Annotated in this window: 17 protein-coding genes and 1 riboswitch; of the genes, 2 read left to right on the forward strand and 15 right to left on the reverse strand. The window is 43.1% G+C overall.

The features are described from left to right. Positions 1 to 114 precede the first annotated feature (114 nt). From G6R08_RS09360 to G6R08_RS09420, 13 genes are all read right to left on the reverse strand, one after another. Positions 115 to 1116, reverse strand: a complete 1002-nt coding sequence (locus tag G6R08_RS09360) for a S8 family peptidase (RefSeq protein WP_079528927.1) — start codon at positions 1114 to 1116, stop codon at positions 115 to 117. Positions 1117 to 1423: 307 nt separating this feature from the next. Next, entirely contained in the window at positions 1424 to 2131 is a 708-nt protein-coding gene (locus tag G6R08_RS09365) for an ATPase (protein WP_163527737.1), read from the reverse strand. A 4-nt stretch (positions 2132 to 2135) separates the two neighbouring features. Beyond that, positions 2136 to 2723: a cob(I)yrinic acid a,c-diamide adenosyltransferase gene (locus G6R08_RS09370; RefSeq protein ID WP_163527738.1), complete on the reverse strand. Its 588-nt coding sequence runs from the start codon at positions 2721 to 2723 to the stop codon at positions 2136 to 2138. 12 nt (positions 2724 to 2735) lie between these two features. Beyond that, entirely contained in the window at positions 2736 to 3143 is a 408-nt protein-coding gene (locus tag G6R08_RS09375) for a bifunctional adenosylcobinamide kinase/adenosylcobinamide-phosphate guanylyltransferase (RefSeq protein ID WP_163527739.1), read from the reverse strand. Further along, the gene (locus G6R08_RS09380) at positions 3104 to 3700 is read right to left on the reverse strand and encodes a histidine phosphatase family protein (protein WP_163527740.1); all 597 of its coding nucleotides are present in this window, start codon (positions 3698 to 3700) and stop codon (positions 3104 to 3106) included. Before G6R08_RS09380 ends, G6R08_RS09375 begins: the two co-directional genes overlap by 40 nt. Beyond that, positions 3673 to 4449 (reverse strand): adenosylcobinamide-GDP ribazoletransferase, encoded by a 777-nt coding sequence (locus G6R08_RS09385; protein WP_163527741.1) that lies wholly within the window; start codon positions 4447 to 4449, stop codon positions 3673 to 3675. The genes G6R08_RS09380 and G6R08_RS09385 overlap by 28 nt, the downstream gene beginning before the upstream one ends. Continuing rightward, positions 4446 to 5918, reverse strand: coding sequence for a cobyric acid synthase (locus G6R08_RS09390; protein ID WP_163527742.1), 1473 nt, complete (start codon positions 5916 to 5918; stop codon positions 4446 to 4448). The genes G6R08_RS09385 and G6R08_RS09390 overlap by 4 nt, the downstream gene beginning before the upstream one ends. Continuing rightward, positions 5915 to 6448 (reverse strand): bifunctional adenosylcobinamide kinase/adenosylcobinamide-phosphate guanylyltransferase, encoded by a 534-nt coding sequence (locus G6R08_RS09395; RefSeq protein ID WP_163527743.1) that lies wholly within the window; start codon positions 6446 to 6448, stop codon positions 5915 to 5917. The genes G6R08_RS09390 and G6R08_RS09395 overlap by 4 nt, the downstream gene beginning before the upstream one ends. Beyond that, complete coding sequence (cobD, locus tag G6R08_RS09400; protein WP_163527744.1) at positions 6445 to 7512, reverse strand: threonine-phosphate decarboxylase CobD; 1068 nt, start codon at positions 7510 to 7512, stop codon at positions 6445 to 6447. Before cobD ends, G6R08_RS09395 begins: the two co-directional genes overlap by 4 nt. Further along, a complete protein-coding gene (cbiB, locus tag G6R08_RS09405) occupies positions 7487 to 8446 on the reverse strand; it encodes an adenosylcobinamide-phosphate synthase CbiB (protein ID WP_163531250.1) in 960 nt (319 codons plus the stop codon). The genes cobD and cbiB overlap by 26 nt, the downstream gene beginning before the upstream one ends. Further along, a complete protein-coding gene (locus G6R08_RS09410; protein ID WP_163527745.1) occupies positions 8446 to 9915 on the reverse strand; it encodes an adenosylcobinamide amidohydrolase in 1470 nt (489 codons plus the stop codon). The genes cbiB and G6R08_RS09410 overlap by 1 nt, the downstream gene beginning before the upstream one ends. Continuing rightward, positions 9912 to 10937 (reverse strand): FecCD family ABC transporter permease, encoded by a 1026-nt coding sequence (locus G6R08_RS09415; RefSeq protein ID WP_163527746.1) that lies wholly within the window; start codon positions 10935 to 10937, stop codon positions 9912 to 9914. Before G6R08_RS09415 ends, G6R08_RS09410 begins: the two co-directional genes overlap by 4 nt. Next, entirely contained in the window at positions 10930 to 11910 is a 981-nt protein-coding gene (locus G6R08_RS09420; protein WP_163527747.1) for an ABC transporter substrate-binding protein, read from the reverse strand. Before G6R08_RS09420 ends, G6R08_RS09415 begins: the two co-directional genes overlap by 8 nt. Positions 11911 to 12060: 150 nt before the next feature. Then, positions 12061 to 12243: riboswitch (cobalamin riboswitch) on the reverse strand. 182 nt (positions 12244 to 12425) lie between these two features. Here G6R08_RS09420 and G6R08_RS09425 point away from each other — a divergent pair. Then, positions 12426 to 13331, forward strand: a complete 906-nt coding sequence (locus G6R08_RS09425) for an N-acetylmuramoyl-L-alanine amidase family protein (RefSeq protein ID WP_163527748.1) — start codon at positions 12426 to 12428, stop codon at positions 13329 to 13331. Between the two features lie 458 nt (positions 13332 to 13789). Here the strand turns inward: G6R08_RS09425 and G6R08_RS09430 are convergent, their stop codons facing one another. After that, positions 13790 to 15022, reverse strand: coding sequence for a CynX/NimT family MFS transporter (locus tag G6R08_RS09430; protein ID WP_163527749.1), 1233 nt, complete (start codon positions 15020 to 15022; stop codon positions 13790 to 13792). Positions 15023 to 15221: 199 nt separating this feature from the next. Beyond that, a complete protein-coding gene (locus G6R08_RS09435) occupies positions 15222 to 16685 on the reverse strand; it encodes an aldehyde dehydrogenase family protein (protein WP_163527750.1) in 1464 nt (487 codons plus the stop codon). Between the two features lie 163 nt (positions 16686 to 16848). On the opposite strand from G6R08_RS09435, the gene G6R08_RS09440 reads away from it, so the two are divergent. Beyond that, on the forward strand, positions 16849 to 17310 hold the full coding sequence (locus G6R08_RS09440) for a hypothetical protein (protein ID WP_163527751.1): 462 nt from the start codon (positions 16849 to 16851) through the stop codon (positions 17308 to 17310). Positions 17311 to 17438: the final 128 nt, after the last annotated feature.

The raw sequence follows: 17438 nt of genomic DNA on the forward strand, positions 1-17438 counted from the left end.
CGCTGTTTTAACGAAGTATAAGCAATGTTTGATCCTAATAGAGGTTAGGGGCAGTTCAGAAAAACCTCTCCATACAAAAAAGACCTCCGTGAAAGAGGTCTTTTGTGCATTAAGTTATTTAGTAGAATAGGATGGAGCTGATCTCGCAGGTTTCCTATTATGAGTACTAAATAAACTATCTAATTTATCTTGTAGTGCTAATGATAACAGGCCATTTCCCTCTGCTACCTTGGAATGGCCCAGAGACACTGTTCTTTTTACTAATTGTGAAAAGATCTCAGCCTCTGTCATACGACGCTGAAATTGCTCTTCTGCTAAACTAATAATTAAGGCCAAAGCACCAGATACATGAGGGGTTGCCATGGAAGTTCCTGATAACTTAGCATACTTTCCTTCGAGATAAGTTGATAGAATTTCTACACCAGGCGCTACGAGGTCAATCTCATTATTTGTATTGGTAAACTCCGCCAGGTTGCGTTCAAAGTCAACAGCCCCCACTTGAATCACTTCATTATAAGCCCCAGGGTAACCGTATTCTGGTGTGTCTCCGCGTCCATCACCTGAATTGCCAGCAGCGCAAACAACTGAAATGTCATGTTTCAGCACAGCATCCTTAATGACTGTGTGAAGTTCGGGAATGTCCTTAGGGCCTCCCAGAGACATTGACATCACTCTTACTTTCTCACCGTTTGGCCCAGTCCAGTTTGCTGCATACTCAATGGCATCAATGATCCATTGCATCTTACCGCTGCCCTCACCAGTGAGCACCTTTAAAATAAGAAGATTTGCCTGAGGAGCTGCACCGACTACTCCGCTTCCATTTTCAATAGCAGCCACAGTTCCTGATACATGAGTTCCATGTCCATTGTTGTCGCTGAAATTCGTTTCGTCCCCATCATAATCCGTGGTGAAGTTTTTCCCACCGATGATACGACCTTTAAGGTCAGGGTGATCTGTCTGGCAGCCTGTATCAATAACAGCAATGACATTCCCCTTGCCTTGTTCGGTACGCTCCCAAAGTGCAGGAGCTTCAATCATCTCAATTCCCTTCGGTACTTCTGAGGTCGTTTCCAGCACTTCTTCCGTACGGTACGGAATCAAACTCACTTCACTCATGATTTTCCCTCCTAGAATTGGATTGTAGTACTTTCAGGTTGTGCGCACTTGCTAGATTACCAAGGTATATATTGGAAATCTTACACACTATTATATCATTCGATTAAAGTCAGAATAATATGTCAATGTACTCAAAATATTCTATTCCTCTAGTACTAGAATCGTAAGTGCGTTTATCTCGAAAGGCTATCATTTAATTTGACTGTTTTCTAAAGGGTTGCTGTTTTAGCGCAAGAACTATCACTGTTAGGGACAAAAGTTTAGGTCAACCAACCATAAACTGAAGGTTTTCCTGTTATGACTTCATTTATTCAATAGAAAGCTTGTATTTACCAGCTAAATGAACTAGTTCATCCTTATATTGCTTATCAAAGGTAATCATAAAACTAGTCGATGGTCCGCCAGAAGCTTTTTCATCAAAAGGAATGTCTAAACCCCTATTTTTCCAGCCATTTCTTTGTTTCAATTCCTGGATACTTTGCTGGATGCCCTTTGAACCAACAGGTAAAATCTCATATACCCATTTTTGCTTACTCACTTCTACAAACAATTCAAGCGGAGCAATTTTCTCAGGGTGTGCTAGTACCTCTTCCCCAACAAGCGGTTTCCCAATGAGCGCCACACCGCTCATTTCCGGGGAAATACCGATTCTCTTTTCACTAGTTTCAACCCACCCCAATATAGATAAGCTGATCGCCGACTGACTCAGTGCCATATTCGATTCAGTACTTCCGGTAATATCCAGAGTGTACCCAAGTGAATGACCAAGGTTTCTAACGGTTTGTTCAAGCTCATCCCATACTTCGTCGCCAACAAAATTACTGATAGTGACAGCAAACGGAGCTGCCCCTACTGCTAAACAATCCATAAACGATACACGAAATAAAGACTCTGCCACGGTTTCATAAGGAACGTGAACAATATCATCGGTTTTTGAACCGATCCCCCCTGCGTTATCAGTGGCAATGACTAGCTCACGTTCCTTATCAACTGAGATAAACAAAGGCTGTCCCATTGGATTACTCTTCACCTTTTGATTTTTTCTTCACAGACCGAAAAACTTTTGCACTGCGAATGTACTCCACATCCTTCGTTTCAAGGACCATGTTCACATAACGTGCTAATGCGAAGAAATAATCAGAAAGCCGATTTAAATAAGTTAAGCAGACAGGATGAATAGTTTCAATTTTTTGCAGAGAAACGACAAGACGCTCGGCACGTCTGGTAACCGTGCGGGCAATGTGTAGTGTTGATGCTGCAGGGGATCCCCCCGGCAAAATAAATCGTTCCAACTCAGGAGACTGTTTTATGTAATCATCCATGCGCTGCTCGAGCCACTCAACGCTTTCCTCCTGAAGCTTGAAAGGCCTGTTTGATTTTTTATTTGCCAAATCACTGCCACAGTCGAATAGTTCATGCTGTACTTTCTCAAGCTCCTCTTGAACATCCGCAAAACGGGGATCGCTCAACTCTGAACGAGCTTTCCCGACAAAACTATTCGCCTCATCAACTGTTCCATAAGCTTCTACACGTACATCATCTTTATCTACTCGTCCGCCAATCACACTCGTTTGTCCTTTGTCACCTGTTTTTGTATATAATCTCATATGGATTTCCTCCTATTTTAATTGTTCAGAAATGCCAAACCACAATCGAAAGACCCGCTTGGCATCATTTGTGATTTGCTGATAAATAAATCCTGTTCTATCTCTCCATAAACGGTCACGCTGCTGCACCGGAACAATCCCTCCTGTGATATCTGTTCCAATCATCACTAGCTGGCGGGCAGGATCAGTTCGTTCCCATCCCATCAATGAATAATAAAATGCCTCCCAGAGTCGATCTGCTGCTTCTTCCGGCTTCGTGCAATCCTTTTGAATCATTTCCTCCAGATTATTAACGATCAGCAAGGAAGTTCCCACTGTTGCAGGTATCTGTCCCTCTTTCAAAATTGTGTAATCGCTGTCATAGTCCTCTATGACCCAATCTAGCTTGCCGTTATATGCTCCACCTGTGACAAAATCCATTGATCTCCCTCCTTCTCCAGCAGCACTTTATACGCTTCCCCAGGTGCTATCGGCCAGTCCCACATCGATCCTGAATGCTTCGACCAGTGGTGAAGCATCGTTCGAATCACTCCTCCATGAGTCACAACCGCAATAGGCTCGTCAGTATGGCTATGATCATTCAGTATTTCAGAAAAAAAGTACATGATGCGATCTTTAAACTGAGGAAGACTTTCTCCTCCTGGAGGGGTGACCTTTTCCATATTATTGAGCCATTGCTGATAGCCAGTTTGGGTCTTCAATTCTTCGTATGTACGCCCATCAAAATCACCAAAATGGTATTCTCTCAACTTCTTAGTTGTTCCAGTTGATCCAGAAAGGATGGCTGCTGTTTCTACACATCGGCCAAGATCACTTGCGTACACTTTTTTAAATAGAGGAAGACGTGACTTGATCCTGTTCACTTGGCTGAGTCCTTGCTGTGACATGTGCTCATTTCGCCACCCTATATAGCGCCCCTGTCCATTTGATGGCGTCTCTCCGTGACGAATCAAATACATAACAACACGATAAACCATAAGTAAGTCTCCATTCCTTCTAGAGTAGCACCGCAAACATCTCCGGTTATTCCGCCAAATGATCGTATAGCCCAAACTCTGATTCCCCATAAAGCAACTAACGATGCCAACAGAATAACTAAGCTAATAGCAAAGTAACTGGTTGAAAGAAGGGACACGGCAGCACATGTCATGAACATGAGTCCCGTGACCGCGAACGTTACCTTGTATGTATAATGGCTTTGAAAAAAGTGACTTAACCCGCTGTTTCTAGCTGATAGTGTGTGTCCTAACAGCAGAATCATCACACCTCTTGAGAAAAGTGGAATGATGATCATAAAACCGATCACTAAAAAATCAGTAAGAAACGCTTCATATATAAATACAAAACGTAAAATGACCGCCGCCAACAAGACAAGTACCCCAAACGCCCCTGTACGTGGGTCCTGCATCACCTCTAAACGTCTGGGCTTGTCCCGATAGGAAAAGAAAGCATCCCCTGTATCCATCAATCCATCAAGATGAAGACCTCCACTGCAAATAGCAGGAACCATGATTGCGAAAACAACTAAACTCAATAGACTCCAGGTGGTAGAGGATTCTAACCCGTAGAAAACAAGCGCATTTAACGATCCAATGATGAAGCCTAGAACGGGCAGCCATATAAGACACGAACGCACGACAGACGGGATTGGTTCAATATTTCTCCTTACTGGGAAAACAGAAAAAAACTGCAGGGCAAGCAACCCTCCTTGGCTTACGTTTTTCATAGGCCATTCCCCTCTATCATTTCAAGGACTTTATCCATGTTAAGGTACGTTTCCAAATGATCAGCCAAATTGTTGTAACGCTCCTCACGCTTCCCTGAGCGAACTATCGGCTGTTCAGGCAGGTTGGCACGGAGTCGCAGCCGGTTTAACCATTCTGTACGCCATGCATCGTTGTAAAAGCAGTCATGTAGATAAGTACCTACTAAACGTCCTTGATCAAGGCTGATTCCTTCAGGTCCATCATTTAATTGAAGAAACGGATGTGTAATCGACCCAGCCGTTCGACCAAGGTGGATCTCATAACCAGACATAGGAACTGGGGAATAGCCGCTTGCCTCATGAATGTGTCCGTTCACTCGGATGGTCTGTTTGTTTTTCACAAAAGTTGTAAAGAGAGGAAATACACCAATTCCCTTCACCCCCTGTGTATCTGCTTCATCGCGGTACATGACATCAGATAGGATCTGATAACCGCCGCAAATTCCAATGATCACTCCTCCTTGCTCTGCATAATCCTTAATGGCTGCAGTCAGTCCGTTTTCCTGACAAGCAAGATAGTCTTCAATCGTGCTACGCGTTCCTGGCAAAATAAGCGCATCTGGTTCACCCAGCTGATAGCCGGATCGTACATAACGGATCGACACGTCCTCCTCTTGAGTGAGTGGGGTTATGTCAGTTTCATTTGATAGATAGGGCCAGTGAATCACAGCGATATCTAAAAACGATTCTCTTTTGGCCGAGGTAGATTGAACCGTTAATGAATCTTCTCCCTCGATTCCATGATCTTCTAAATAAGGCAGCACACCCAACACAGGAATGCCTGTATAGTTTTCAAGCCAATCTACCCCATTTTCAAACAAAGAGCGTTCTCCTCGAAACTTGTTAACGATTAATCCCTTTACACGCTGCCGATGCTTCTCAGGCAATAACGCCAGTGTCCCGGCAATGCTGGCAAACACCCCGCCCCGGTCTATATCCGCAACTAAAATAACGGGCACGTCAATCTGATCTGCAACCGACATATTCACCAACTCACGGTCATTCAGATTAATTTCAACGGGGCTTCCGGCTCCTTCAATCACTAAAACATCATAGTGATCTTCCAAATGTTGTACAGACTGCTGAATAGCCAGCTTGCCTTTATCATACCAGTGGCTTCGGTAGTCTGACCCCGACCAAGAAGCTTGACTGACTCCATGGATTATTACTTCAGCACGCTGATCATTTGTAGGTTTAAGTAAAATGGGATTCATATCAACGGTTGCTTCAACCCGGGCTGCTTCAGCCTGAACACCTTGTGCGCGTCCAATTTCTTGGCTATTTACAGTGACATAAGAATTGTTAGACATATTCTGTGATTTGAAGGGAGCAACCCGTATGCCCCGATTTACGAGTGCTCGGCATAACCCTGTAGCAATCCAACTTTTTCCTACATTAGAAGCCGTTCCTTGAATCATTACACCCTTCATGCCTCTCCCCCCTTGTGGTAAACAGGCCGGCCAAATACCATCTCGATAGCTTGATCGGACTGCTTAACAACATATTTATGTATCGAACCAAGAATGTAAAGGTAGTCGCGTACCATTTCGTTGTCAGAAAGAAAGTCACGGCTAAGATCGTTTGAAATCATATAGACTTCTCCAGCAGCGGTAATAAGTCGATCAAGCTGTTCAATTAAAAAACTAATCATATCATCCGGCTCCTTGTCCTCCTGCTCCAGCATTTCATTCATGACCCATGTAGTAAGGCAGTCAATCAATATCGCGTCATCTCCCGTAAACGAAAGCTTGCCGATAGCCGTCGGTTGTTCCCATGTCTTCCACGACCGAAGACTTTGACGACGGTCTTTTTGATGGCGGGTTACCCGCTCATGCATCTCAGAATCTGTTACTACTCCCGTAGCCAAGTAATGGAGATAGGGCAGCTTTGACTCCAGTGTACGCTTCTCGGCGTAACTTGTTTTTCCACTCCTTACACCTCCACAGATAAAGGCCATCATGTTCGCACCCACCTTTCAAGAAGATCCAGCAAGTAGTCATTCTCCTGTTGCGTGCGGACCGCTATTCGCACGTAATCCCCATCTAAGCCCGGGAAATTATGTGTGTGCCGGGCCGCCACTCGGTTTTTCAATAAAAAAGGGAGCAACGTGTCACTCAAGGACGGAAATCCTCCTAATAAATAGTAGTTCACCTCAGTATTTGATACAGTAAAAGCCAGGTTCTGAAGCCGAGGGAAAATCCGTTCTTTCTCGCTATGTATGAGCTCTCTCGTCTCCTGCCGGTAAGTATCATCGTTGAGACATAGCATAGCCACCTGCTGCGCCAGGGCGTTAACGCTCCACGTCGGTTGGTGGGCCGCGAACCTTTCAACCATCTTCTCAGAGCCAGCAAGGTAGCCGATTCTTATCCCCGGAATACAGTACATCTTTGTCAGTGAACGCAAAATAATTAGGTTAGAGAATTTGTTCACATCCTGAATAAGTGATGGTTCGTTGTGAACAAAATCATAAAATGCTTCATCGATTAACAGTGAAATCTCTCTTTTTTCCAACTCACCCAGCAAGTCAACCAATCCACTTTGTTTGTAAGCGATGCCTGTAGGATTATTGGGATTGCAAATCATCACGAGGTCTGCGTCACGAAGCTTCGATTTGATCCGTTCTACAGGCAATTCCCACCCTTCTGACTCTGTTAGAAAAATAGAATCGATGGTACATTGATTCGCCTTTGCAATCGTTCGGTATTCTGAAAAAGTCGGTTCAACAATCAATAGCTTTTTGCCAGCAAACACTCGCCCAATTAAGCTAAGCAATTCAGATGCACCGTTCCCAACTAGGACTTGCTTCGCCGAAACCCCCTCCTTCCGTGCAATGGTCTGACGTAAGTCTTCGTTATGAGGGTCCGGATAATCTGTTATGAGCTCGAAAAAATCACTCCATTTTTCCTGCAGCCACGGGGGAGGCCCTAGTGGATTCACGTTCACGCTAAAATCATGGGTAACTTTTGGGAGCCGTAATGGGTCTGTTAAATAGTGCGGATTAGCTCCATGTGACGGCCAGTTCAATGGCGGCACCTCCTATCCATAGTAATGTCAAAATATAAAGAGCAGCTCGCATCATATAGTTTTGAGCGGCTTTAATATGTTCAGCCCCCATCTTCTTATAAGGGATGCCAATCGTAGGTCTAAACGATGCTTCGCCAAAATAACGATTTTCCCCGCCAAGTTGAATGCCTAATAAAATAGCAAATACTGCTTCGCCCCAGCCGCTATTCGGACTGGGATGACGCTTGGAATGAAGGAACAATAACGTCATAGCTTCTTTCTTCGTTTGAAAATGAGTTTTCTCTACTAATAAAAGCAACACCGATGTCAGCCGGGCTGGAATCAAATTCAACACATCGTCCAATCGAGCTGAAGCCCAGCCAAAAAGGTAAAATCGATCGTGCCGGTACCCGACCATTGAGTCACATGTGTTCACGGCACGATACAGCATAGCAAACGGTGCACCCCCAAGAAAGGCAAACAGAAGTGGTGCTGTTATACCGTCACTTGTGTTTTCAGCCACTGTCTCAACTGTACCTCTCGCTATTTCGGATTCATCTAGATGTTCGGTATCTCTGCCAACAATCATCGATAATTTATGGCGCGCACGGGTAAAGTTGGACTCCATTAGCGGCTCATACACCTCCTGTGATGCTTCTTTCAAACCTCTTAATGCGATCGTTGTCCAAATCAATAGAGACTCTATGGCTGCACCGAGCACGACATGAACATGATAGCTGAGTGTCATAACAAGCCATGTCATGACATAGACTGCACCACATACGATTAGAACCATAACCATCCCTTTAAAGCGTCGAAACTTTCCTTTATTCCATCGATTTTCAAAAAATTGGATCAAATTTCCTATCATCCGGACAGGATGTGGCAGCCACCGCGGGTCACCCAGCCAGATATCCAGTAAAAATGCGCAGCTTAAAGCAATAAGATGTGTGATCATGAACGACTCATTCTTTCCAAATAACGTTCAATGGCTTCTTTTGTTGCTTCATAACTCATCCGCCCAATTTTGCTTCCTAATAAAGTGATTGGACCGGCATATTCCAGACTCTTTCCAGTTTGAGTACTTGCTATCATCATGCTGTCGGTGGAAGTTCCTGTTGCTCCTGTATTAGTCAGTGGATCTTTAATTCCACAATCTGAAATAGCCTTCGTTTTCGCTTCCGTCGCTGTTACGATACCCTGAATAAATGCTTGTTCAGACAGATTGCCCTCAACGAAGATCCATGTGTTTATAGTCCCCGGATTGTTCGTCTCCACATGCTTCTCCCCGTAAACAACATCTACTGCATTACCTAGTCCAGCTGTAACTACAATCAATATTGAAACACCGTCTCCCTTGAAAAACAGCTCTGAATAATCAGGCAGGTAAGCTGCTGTCATCATCGCTAAAGTATCCTGCTCAGCCAGGCCCCATTGTTGACACCTTCCTACTAGGAATTGGTCAGGAGAACCACAAGTAAAACTTTTATCTACATGACAGTTCACGAAATTCCGATACCAGCCAAATCCTCCCCCCATGAGAGCAGAGGAAAAGGTTTTAAGCGGCTTGCATGTACTTACGATAACCTTTTCCTCCGTGGCTTTCACAAGTTCAGGTGTTATGGTAGTTCTTTTGTCATCTGAAGCATAACTTGGAAGCAAGTTCATTTGCGGGCTTGATACCGTCGGATTGGCGTGAACGGCAATGGAAGAATGATAGACTTGCTCAAGTAAAGACTTTTGAATGACTTCCTCTGGTTTACCTAGATGAATCACCTTTCCATGATCCATCAATAACAATCGATCACAATAAAGACCAGCAGTATTTAAATCGTGGAAAATGGAGACAACTGTCAACTGATCCGATAAAGACAGCTGTTTCATTTCATCCAACAGCTGCTTTTGATAACTAAAGTCAAGGTGGTTCGTGGGTTCATCTAACAGCAGAATATCCGGTTCCTGAGCCAGGGCTTGAGCCAAATAAGCACGCTGTTTTTCTCCTCCACTTAATTGATGGAGAGGAAGCGAACTCATTTCCGTTAGTCCCGTTTGTTCGAGCACATTCCGGACGACTTCCTTATCCCGTTCCGCAGGCTGTTTTAAGAAACCAGATTGATAAGCATAACGCCCCATCATCACGGTTTCAAAAACATTATAGGAAAAGAAGCTCTGTTGAATCTGGGGCAGGGTTGCTATTTTCCTGGCCAGCTGTTTACGGCCATAGTGTTCAAGTGGCTGCTGGTCAACCATCACTTCTCCTTTCCACAATGGAAGAATTCCACTCATCAATTTAAATAAGGTTGTTTTTCCACTTCCATTAGGACCAACCACGCCAAAAAACTCACCACGGTTGACTTGAAAGTCGACATCATTAACAATCGGCTGCGCGTCATATCCCCCTGTCATGTTCGTTACCTGAATCATACACTCGCCCCCTTTTTCCTCTGTTGATAAAGAATAAAAGCAAAAATTGGCGCTCCTATAAGAGAAGTAATCACCCCGATTGGCAGCTCAGCAGGGGCAATTATTGTTCGGGATATAAGGTCCGCCAGTATTAAGAAGGTCGCTCCATTAATCAAGGACAACGGAATAAGATGCCGATGGTCCGTACCGAAAAGCCGCCGGCAAATATGAGGGACGACTAGACCAACAAAACCAATGGTTCCAGATACCGCAACTGCTGCCCCCGTTAGGATCGAAGCAGCTAATAATATTAGTGTTTTCCTCTTTTCCGTAGGAACACCAAGCTGTCTGGCCCGTTCTTCCCCTAAGGACATAGCATTTAATTCCTGTCCCTGAGTCAACAGAAGCAACACCCCAACCGCAAAAAAGGGGAACAGTAACCCAACATGATTCCATCCCCGCATCGCAACACTTCCGAGGAGCCAGCCGACAATTTGCCGAAGTTCTTCTCCAGTCAAGGCAATCATGAGTGAAATAACCGAGCCAAGGAAAGAACCCATGACAATCCCTGTCAGTATCAACGTCTCAATAGAAAGCGTGCGATCAAGCATGCGTGCAAAAACAATAACAAAAAGCAGAGTAAGGACTGCCGTACTGATACTGACAATAGGAAGCGTAAAAGCTGAGAAAACCGGGAAAGAAAAGCCTACAAATAACACCAACACCGCCCCAACTGAGGCACCTGAAGATACACCTAGTGTATAAGGGTCCGCTAATGGATTTTGCAGCAGCCCTTGGAAGGATGCTCCAGCTATAGCTAGGGAGGCACCCACTAATCCAGCTAACACGACACGCGGAAGGCGAACATCTACAATAATACTGATGTTTATAGGGTCAATGGTTGATTGATAAGGACTAACCGCTTCTGCTATAGCCCCGATAATGACAGGGAGCGGAATAGGCACACTGCCAACGGCCACGCCGGCCAGCCAAGCGCCTATTAAAATCATAAAACTCCCTATATAAGCCAACGGTTTATTCATCACCGAACGTTTCCGGATAAACGGCTTCGGCTAACCGCTCTACACCCTCTATTAAACGTGGGCCCGCACGTGTAACAATGTCAGAATGAACATCAAATACCTGTTCATTTTTAATAGCCGGTACTTGTTCCCATCCTTCTCGACTGAGAACTTTTTCGACAGGGTTCTTTGTATAATAGCCATAGGTAGTAATGATGACGTCAGGCTGCAAACTAATAATGGCCTCTTCATTCATTTTCACCCAACCTTCTTGGCTGGCAGCAGCATTCTTCGCATTAATCGCCTCAAGCATTTGGTTCATGAATGTGCCCGTTCCAGTCGTATAAATTTCCGGTGCCGGGGATACTTCAACAAAAACACTTTTAGGGTCTTCGATCGTAGATGCTTTTTCCTTAATTTTCTTTAACTTATCCTTCATTCCAGCTACAATGCTGTTCGCTTTCTCCTGCTCATTTACTAATTTACCAATCGATTGAATCGTTTCGTATACGCCCTTAAAATCAGTTGCGTTCTTAACTACATAAACCGGAATCCCTGCATTGCGGATCTGCTTAATGGCTGCTTGTGAATTATGAGCATTGGACCCATGTGCAAGCACGAGGTCAGGCTTTAATGACAAGACTTTCTCCGTGTTAATTTGCATGCCGCCAATCTTGTCAATTTCATTCACCTGCTCGGGATAGTTGTCATGCTTTGACACGCCGACAACCTGTTCACCTGCACCGACGGCAAACGTTATTTCTGTGTTACTGGGAATCAATGAGACAATTCGTTCAGGGTCTTCCTCCAGTACGACCTCATTACCCGCTGAATCCTTTACCGTAAGAGGGTATGCACCTTGGGTTTCTTCTGTATTTGCAGCGTCTTCTTTCTGGCTTTCCTCTGATTGACCAGAGTTCTCATTGCTTGAACAGCCTGCCAGCAAACTGATCGTCATTAGAAGCATGAGTATGTAATTCAATAAACGTTTCAAATTAACCTCTCCCCTGTAATGAATCTATTTTTGAGCATAAAAAAAACACATCTCGCAATGAAGATGTGTACATTCAAGGATTTGCAATTCCACTGAATGGACATATAAGCAGAACTCCTTTTTTACTAAACACCTCCTATCCGCGTAGGTTATTGGTGAGAAAAACAGGTAGGTCTCCTGGCTTATGGTCATGGCTTTCTGCTCCTTCCCATGCTTATGACACAGTGGAATCGTGCAGATTGCTCGCAAGTACAGTGGCGGGACCGCGTTGGATTTGAACCAACTTCCCTTTTAAGTGATGAGTGACATCACGCCTGTTTTCTTCGCCTATTCAATTAACTACTATTCTACTAAAGATTATGAAAAAATGCTTGCATTTTAGAGTTTTTTGTCAAATATTCTCCTGGTAGCGTGTTACTGAATATATCATTTAAAACTTGTCCAAGATTAATAGTATGATCCACTACCTTTCATAGAATAAAAGTTGCACTATTAATAGCCAGGAGGAGTTATGTATGAATTTGAACATGCGTTCGATCAAGGTAATTCTATTGTTTGTCCTGACAGTTACATCTACGCTGGTGATCACCACGCCAGTAAAAGCTGCACAAACAGGCGAAGTTGACACCCAATTGTCCTTAAATGTTCGGGAAGCACCTAGTTTGAATGCTACGGTGATCGGAAGTCTTTTACCAGGGGAACAAGTTGAGTATATTGATCTTGAGAATGGCTGGGGGCAAATCACTTATCAAGGACGTCTAGGTTTTGTAAGCACCGATTTTCTGTCAGAAGGTGCTTGGGAGCGCGTTGAGGAAGAAAAACGAATCGAAGAGAAGCGTGTGAGAAAACCAGACGAGGCCAGGGAGGAAAAACCTTATCAATCTGAGAGACAGGAGATCGAACGCATTATTCTCGATCCTGGTCATGGAGGTAAAGATCCCGGAGCCATCGGAAATTCTCTTCAGGAAAAAGACGTTATTCTAGAAATCGCTAAGCTCGTTGAATTTACACTGCGTGCAAAAGGTTATGATGTTTTAATGACGCGAACAGATGATACCTTTGTTACCCTTGAAGATCGTGTAAAGATGGCCAATACCTGGGAAGGCGACCTTTTTGTCAGTATTCATGCCAACGGATACTATGACTCTAGCGCTAAAGGCATCGAAACCTTTTATAGTGCAGGGAGCTCAGATGCAAGAGATCTTGCAGATTTAGTCCAGGAACACGTTATCTCTGAAACTAATAACCTGAGTCGCGGGGTGTTTAAAGCGGATTATTATGTTTTGCGTCATACTGATATGCCAGCAATTCTTGTAGAAACGGGGTTTGTCTCGAATAAAAAAGACGCGGAATTGTTAAAAAGCGAAGATTACCGCGAGCAAGTGGCAAAAGGCATTGTCAAAGGCATAGAGAAGTATTAGTTTTTTAAGGTAATTGTTGTGCATGGTTTTTTTCTGATTCTTACTATCCTAGTAAGTGGATATATGATCCCCCATATAACATTAAAGGCAGGAACATAAGTAAAAGCAATGATGTCAAAAAACGAACGATAAAAAATGACTTAAAACGCAGATAATTAGCGTAGTTAAAATGCGAAGACTCCTGCGGGAACAGCACGACCCAAAGATCCCACAGGAAAGCGTCCTTTGCTTTCCGAGGAAGCTCGACTTTTTAGAGGATGTTCGGTTAAGTTCGGCACGTCGTGTGCCAACACCGAACGACCCCACGTCCTGTGGGGCCGCGGAAAGCGAAGTATTTTTACGAAGCGATGGTAGTAATCTTTCCAAGTGTACAACCCGAACTGATATTAATAGAATGATATGCTTTTTTAAGTTATGTCCGAGCCTAGCTTATAACGTGAGTGTTATGCTTCTGTCTATTACCGAAGAGGTTCTTTGCTCTGTTGAAAAACCGTCTGATTCCTTCCTGCTCCTAAACCAGCTGTTACCATTACAACTATAATGGCGATGAACAATAGTATTGGAACTGTCACCGATGCGGTAATATCCAGCAGTATACCGATTAATACCGGCCCCACAGCAGCAAGTGAATATCCAATCGATTGAGACATCCCAGACAGTGCAGCACTTTGCCGAGCATTAGCTGCCCGAAGCCCAAGCAAGGTAAGCGCCAGACTGATAGATGAAGCTTGGCCAATCCCGATCAGCATGACACTCAGAACCAATAAGGGAATGCCTTCTGCGAACAATACTCCTAACAAGCCTGTTGTATAAAGGCAGCCGATCATTCCAACAATTCCTCTTTGATTATTAAACCGGGAAGCCAGCACCGGAGTCAGGAAGGTCATCGGCAACCCCGTTAACTGCATGACAGATACCATCCACCCTGCTGTTGAGATACTAACCCCTCTGCCATTGAGGATTTCAGGCAGCCACGCAATCATAGAATAAAATAAAAACGATTGTAATCCCATAAAAATGGTAACTTGCCAGGCAATTTTCGAACGCCATATCGAACCGTTCTGCAGTGCAGGTGTCTTTACATCATCTGCTTTAGCCGGTTTTCGTAGTTGAGGCACCCAGATTATTGCAGCCGGAATAGCTAACACGACCCAGCATACGAGTGCTTTTTCCCATCCAAGCCCAAATCCTTCAGCTAAAGGAATACTAAGCCCTGTGCCAACCGCTGAAAAGACAGACATGCAAGTGGTATAAACGGCTGTTACCAGGCCCACCTTTTGAGGATATTTTTCCTTTACAATCCCGGGTAACAGTACATTGGATATGGCAATACCAATACCTATTAAAGCGGTTCCTGCAAATAAGGTGAATGTCATTGAAATAAACCGAATCAAAATCCCCGCTATTAAAGTCAGTAAACCTGCAAATACTACCCGTTCTAATCCAAAGCGTTGACCAAACTTTGGTGCAAGAAAAGAAAAGATCGCAAATGCTAACAAAGGCAGTGTTGTAATAAACCCTGCAGCAGCATTGGACAGGCCTATATCTGCCTTGATTGAACTGATGAGTGGTCCAACTGATGTAATGGCTGGACGTAAGTTAAAGGCAACAAAGATGATGCCAATAATGGATAATACTTTTTTCATATCTATACGTTTGTCTTGAAATCTCTCCTGTGAATTAGTTCTCATTCCGTACGACTCCTTATCCCGCTTAGCTCATTTAATCATCTAGCAGCTGAAAAGATATCTTTACAACATCCTTCTTTCTATATAACGTACCAAAGTACCTTCTTTCCTCCCTCCATATTTAATTCTCAGTCATATGAAATCATAGAAAAAGAACAAATACATCATTAAGGAATAATGCTGTACTTGTCCTTTTAATTTTTTAAAAAGGGAATTCTCTATATTCTTCTTGTACCGAAATCCATTTCAATTTAGTAAATTCCTCTATGACCCACGGATTCCCAAATCGTCCTAAGCCACTTTGTTTATTTCCGCCAAACGGAACATTCGCCGCATCGTTTACCGTTTGGTCATTGACATGTGTCATGCCACTATCAATCTTCAAGCCGTATGCTTCTCCTTTTTCTAAGTCAGATGTAAATATCGCAGAGGTCAGTCCATAAATCGTATCATTCGCTAATTCAATGGCATGATCATCAGAATCTGCCCTGATCAAGGAGACAACAGGTGAAAACAATTCTGTCTGTGCGATGTCATCCGTGTTTTTTACATCGATAAAAACATGCGGTGTGAGCAAATTTCCTTCCCTTTTTCCCTTCAAGGCAACATTCCCCCCATCTTTTTCAGCCTTTTCAATGATGTTCATTACCTCTTCTGCCTGCTTTTTATTGATTAGCGGCCCAATTACTGTATCAGGGTCAGTTTGATCGCCATAAGGTAGTCGGGAAGCACGTTCAACAAATTTTTCCGTAAATTGTTGATATAAATCTTTATGGACAATAATCCTATTAATACACATACATATTTGTCCCTGGTGCATAAATTTACCAAATATTGCTGCATCGACAGTCTTTTCAATATCAGCATCTCGTAATACGAGAAAAGGGTTATTCCCTCCAAGCTCCAATGCTACCCGTTTTAGGTTTTTACCAGCAATTTCCCCAATGTGTTTCCCAAAGCCTGTAGAGCCAGTAAATGCAACTAGTTGCACCACGGGGTTTTCCAGCATCTCGTCACCAATTTCATCCGGAGTTGTCAGAATAGACTGAAATACACCGTCTGGCAATCCAGCGTAATCGAACGCACGTGCTAGAATTGATCCACCAGTTAAACCTACTTGTAAATCTGCTTTATGGACAACTGTGTTTCCTAATGCAAGCGCAGGCGCGATCGATCGCATCGATAAATTCATCGGAAAATTAAATGGAGAGATAGATGAAATCACACCTAATGGCTGCCGGTAAATTTTATTTCTTTTCCCATCAATCGAAGCAGGAACCTCTTTTATATCGTCTATGCTATCTATATAATTGAACGTCTCTTTCAAAACATCAATCGTCAGGTTTAATTCCAATTCGACCTTTAGCAACGTACCACCTGTTTCTAGATTAGCAATACGAATAATTTCCTCACGATTGTTTTCCAAAAATTCGGCTGCTTTGCGAAGGACTTCCTTTCTGTTTTTAACAGAAGAATGTGCCCAATCTTTTTGTCTATCCTCAGCAATTTCATATGCCTGTTTCAGTTGTAGTAATGAAGCTAACTGCACCGTTGTGATCACGGACTCGTCGTATGGATTTAAAATGTCATAATTTTTCCCTGTGTCGCCATTTACCCATTGGCCATTGATAAAACTTTTATTGTACTCATCTTTAAAGTTTTCCATATTCAATATACACCCCTTCCAAACATTAATTTATTGTTTCACAACTACCAAATTCTATTTATAACCACCATCTAATTTCCAAAAAAAGTAATTCGAGTGAATATACTTGGGACCTTTAGAAATAATACATAGAAAGGATCTTTACTGTATTGGAGAGTTTTAAATGATGGTAAACGTTTTGTTGTATGCTTCTTTATTTCTACCATGGCTCACACTATTCTTTGCTTCCAAGGAAACCATTAGAAGGTATATGCCTGTTACAATCTTTACTGCATTTTTAATGACCATCATCTTTCAAATTGCCTACACCTATAAGTGGTGGACCATCCATGAATACATAGTACCCTGGGGTTATATGATTGACGTTAGTTTTGCCTATGGGATTTTTTCAGTCGGGACATTCTGGATTTTCAAGCTAACATCCAATAAGTTTCTACTGTATATTGTGGTAAATTTTATACTTGATTTCATTATGTGTTTTATCGCTCTGCCTACACTAAAAAAATTGGGTATATCAGAGTATAACCAGATCTCTTCCTGGCAATATTTACTCGTTACTTTTGGACTCTCGTTCGTTATCTATGTTTACCATAAATGGCAAGAAAAGATTTTTATATCGGATTAATCTGTTTTAGCCATTAAAAAAAATATGCTGCCACTCCCTGAGTCCTGTAGGGATATGGCAGCATAGCATATGATTGGTTGGGTACCGCTTTTCATTTGCATTTCTAAGTACTGTTTTAGTGTCTTCGA

The organism is Halobacillus ihumii (assembly GCF_902726645.1).
GTDB classification, from domain to species: Bacteria; Bacillota; Bacilli; order Bacillales; family Halobacillaceae; genus Halobacillus_A; species Halobacillus_A ihumii.

Excerpts from the sequence above, each read along its gene's own strand:
- G6R08_RS09360 (WP_079528927.1), bottom strand. The coding sequence starts at position 1,116 with ATGAGTGAAGTGAGTTTGATTCCGTACCGTACGGAAGAAGTGCTGGAA.
- G6R08_RS09365 (WP_163527737.1), bottom strand. The coding sequence starts at position 2,131 with ATGGGACAGCCTTTGTTTATCTCAGTTGATAAGGAACGTGAGCTAGTC.
- G6R08_RS09385 (WP_163527741.1), bottom strand. The coding sequence starts at position 4,449 with ATGAAAAACGTAAGCCAAGGAGGGTTGCTTGCCCTGCAGTTTTTTTCT.
- G6R08_RS09440 (WP_163527751.1), top strand. The coding sequence starts at position 16,849 with ATGATGGTAAACGTTTTGTTGTATGCTTCTTTATTTCTACCATGGCTC.
- G6R08_RS09380 (WP_163527740.1), bottom strand. The coding sequence starts at position 3,700 with ATGGTTTATCGTGTTGTTATGTATTTGATTCGTCACGGAGAGACGCCA.
- G6R08_RS09435 (WP_163527750.1), bottom strand. The coding sequence starts at position 16,685 with ATGGAAAACTTTAAAGATGAGTACAATAAAAGTTTTATCAATGGCCAA.
- G6R08_RS09430 (WP_163527749.1), bottom strand. The coding sequence starts at position 15,022 with ATGAGAACTAATTCACAGGAGAGATTTCAAGACAAACGTATAGATATG.
- G6R08_RS09375 (WP_163527739.1), bottom strand. The coding sequence starts at position 3,143 with ATGGATTTTGTCACAGGTGGAGCATATAACGGCAAGCTAGATTGGGTC.
- G6R08_RS09425 (WP_163527748.1), top strand. The coding sequence starts at position 12,426 with ATGAATTTGAACATGCGTTCGATCAAGGTAATTCTATTGTTTGTCCTG.
- G6R08_RS09410 (WP_163527745.1), bottom strand. The coding sequence starts at position 9,915 with ATGATTCAGGTAACGAACATGACAGGGGGATATGACGCGCAGCCGATT.
- G6R08_RS09395 (WP_163527743.1), bottom strand. The coding sequence starts at position 6,448 with ATGATGGCCTTTATCTGTGGAGGTGTAAGGAGTGGAAAAACAAGTTAC.
- G6R08_RS09370 (WP_163527738.1), bottom strand. The coding sequence starts at position 2,723 with ATGAGATTATATACAAAAACAGGTGACAAAGGACAAACGAGTGTGATT.
- G6R08_RS09390 (WP_163527742.1), bottom strand. The coding sequence starts at position 5,918 with ATGAAGGGTGTAATGATTCAAGGAACGGCTTCTAATGTAGGAAAAAGT.
- G6R08_RS09415 (WP_163527746.1), bottom strand. The coding sequence starts at position 10,937 with ATGAATAAACCGTTGGCTTATATAGGGAGTTTTATGATTTTAATAGGC.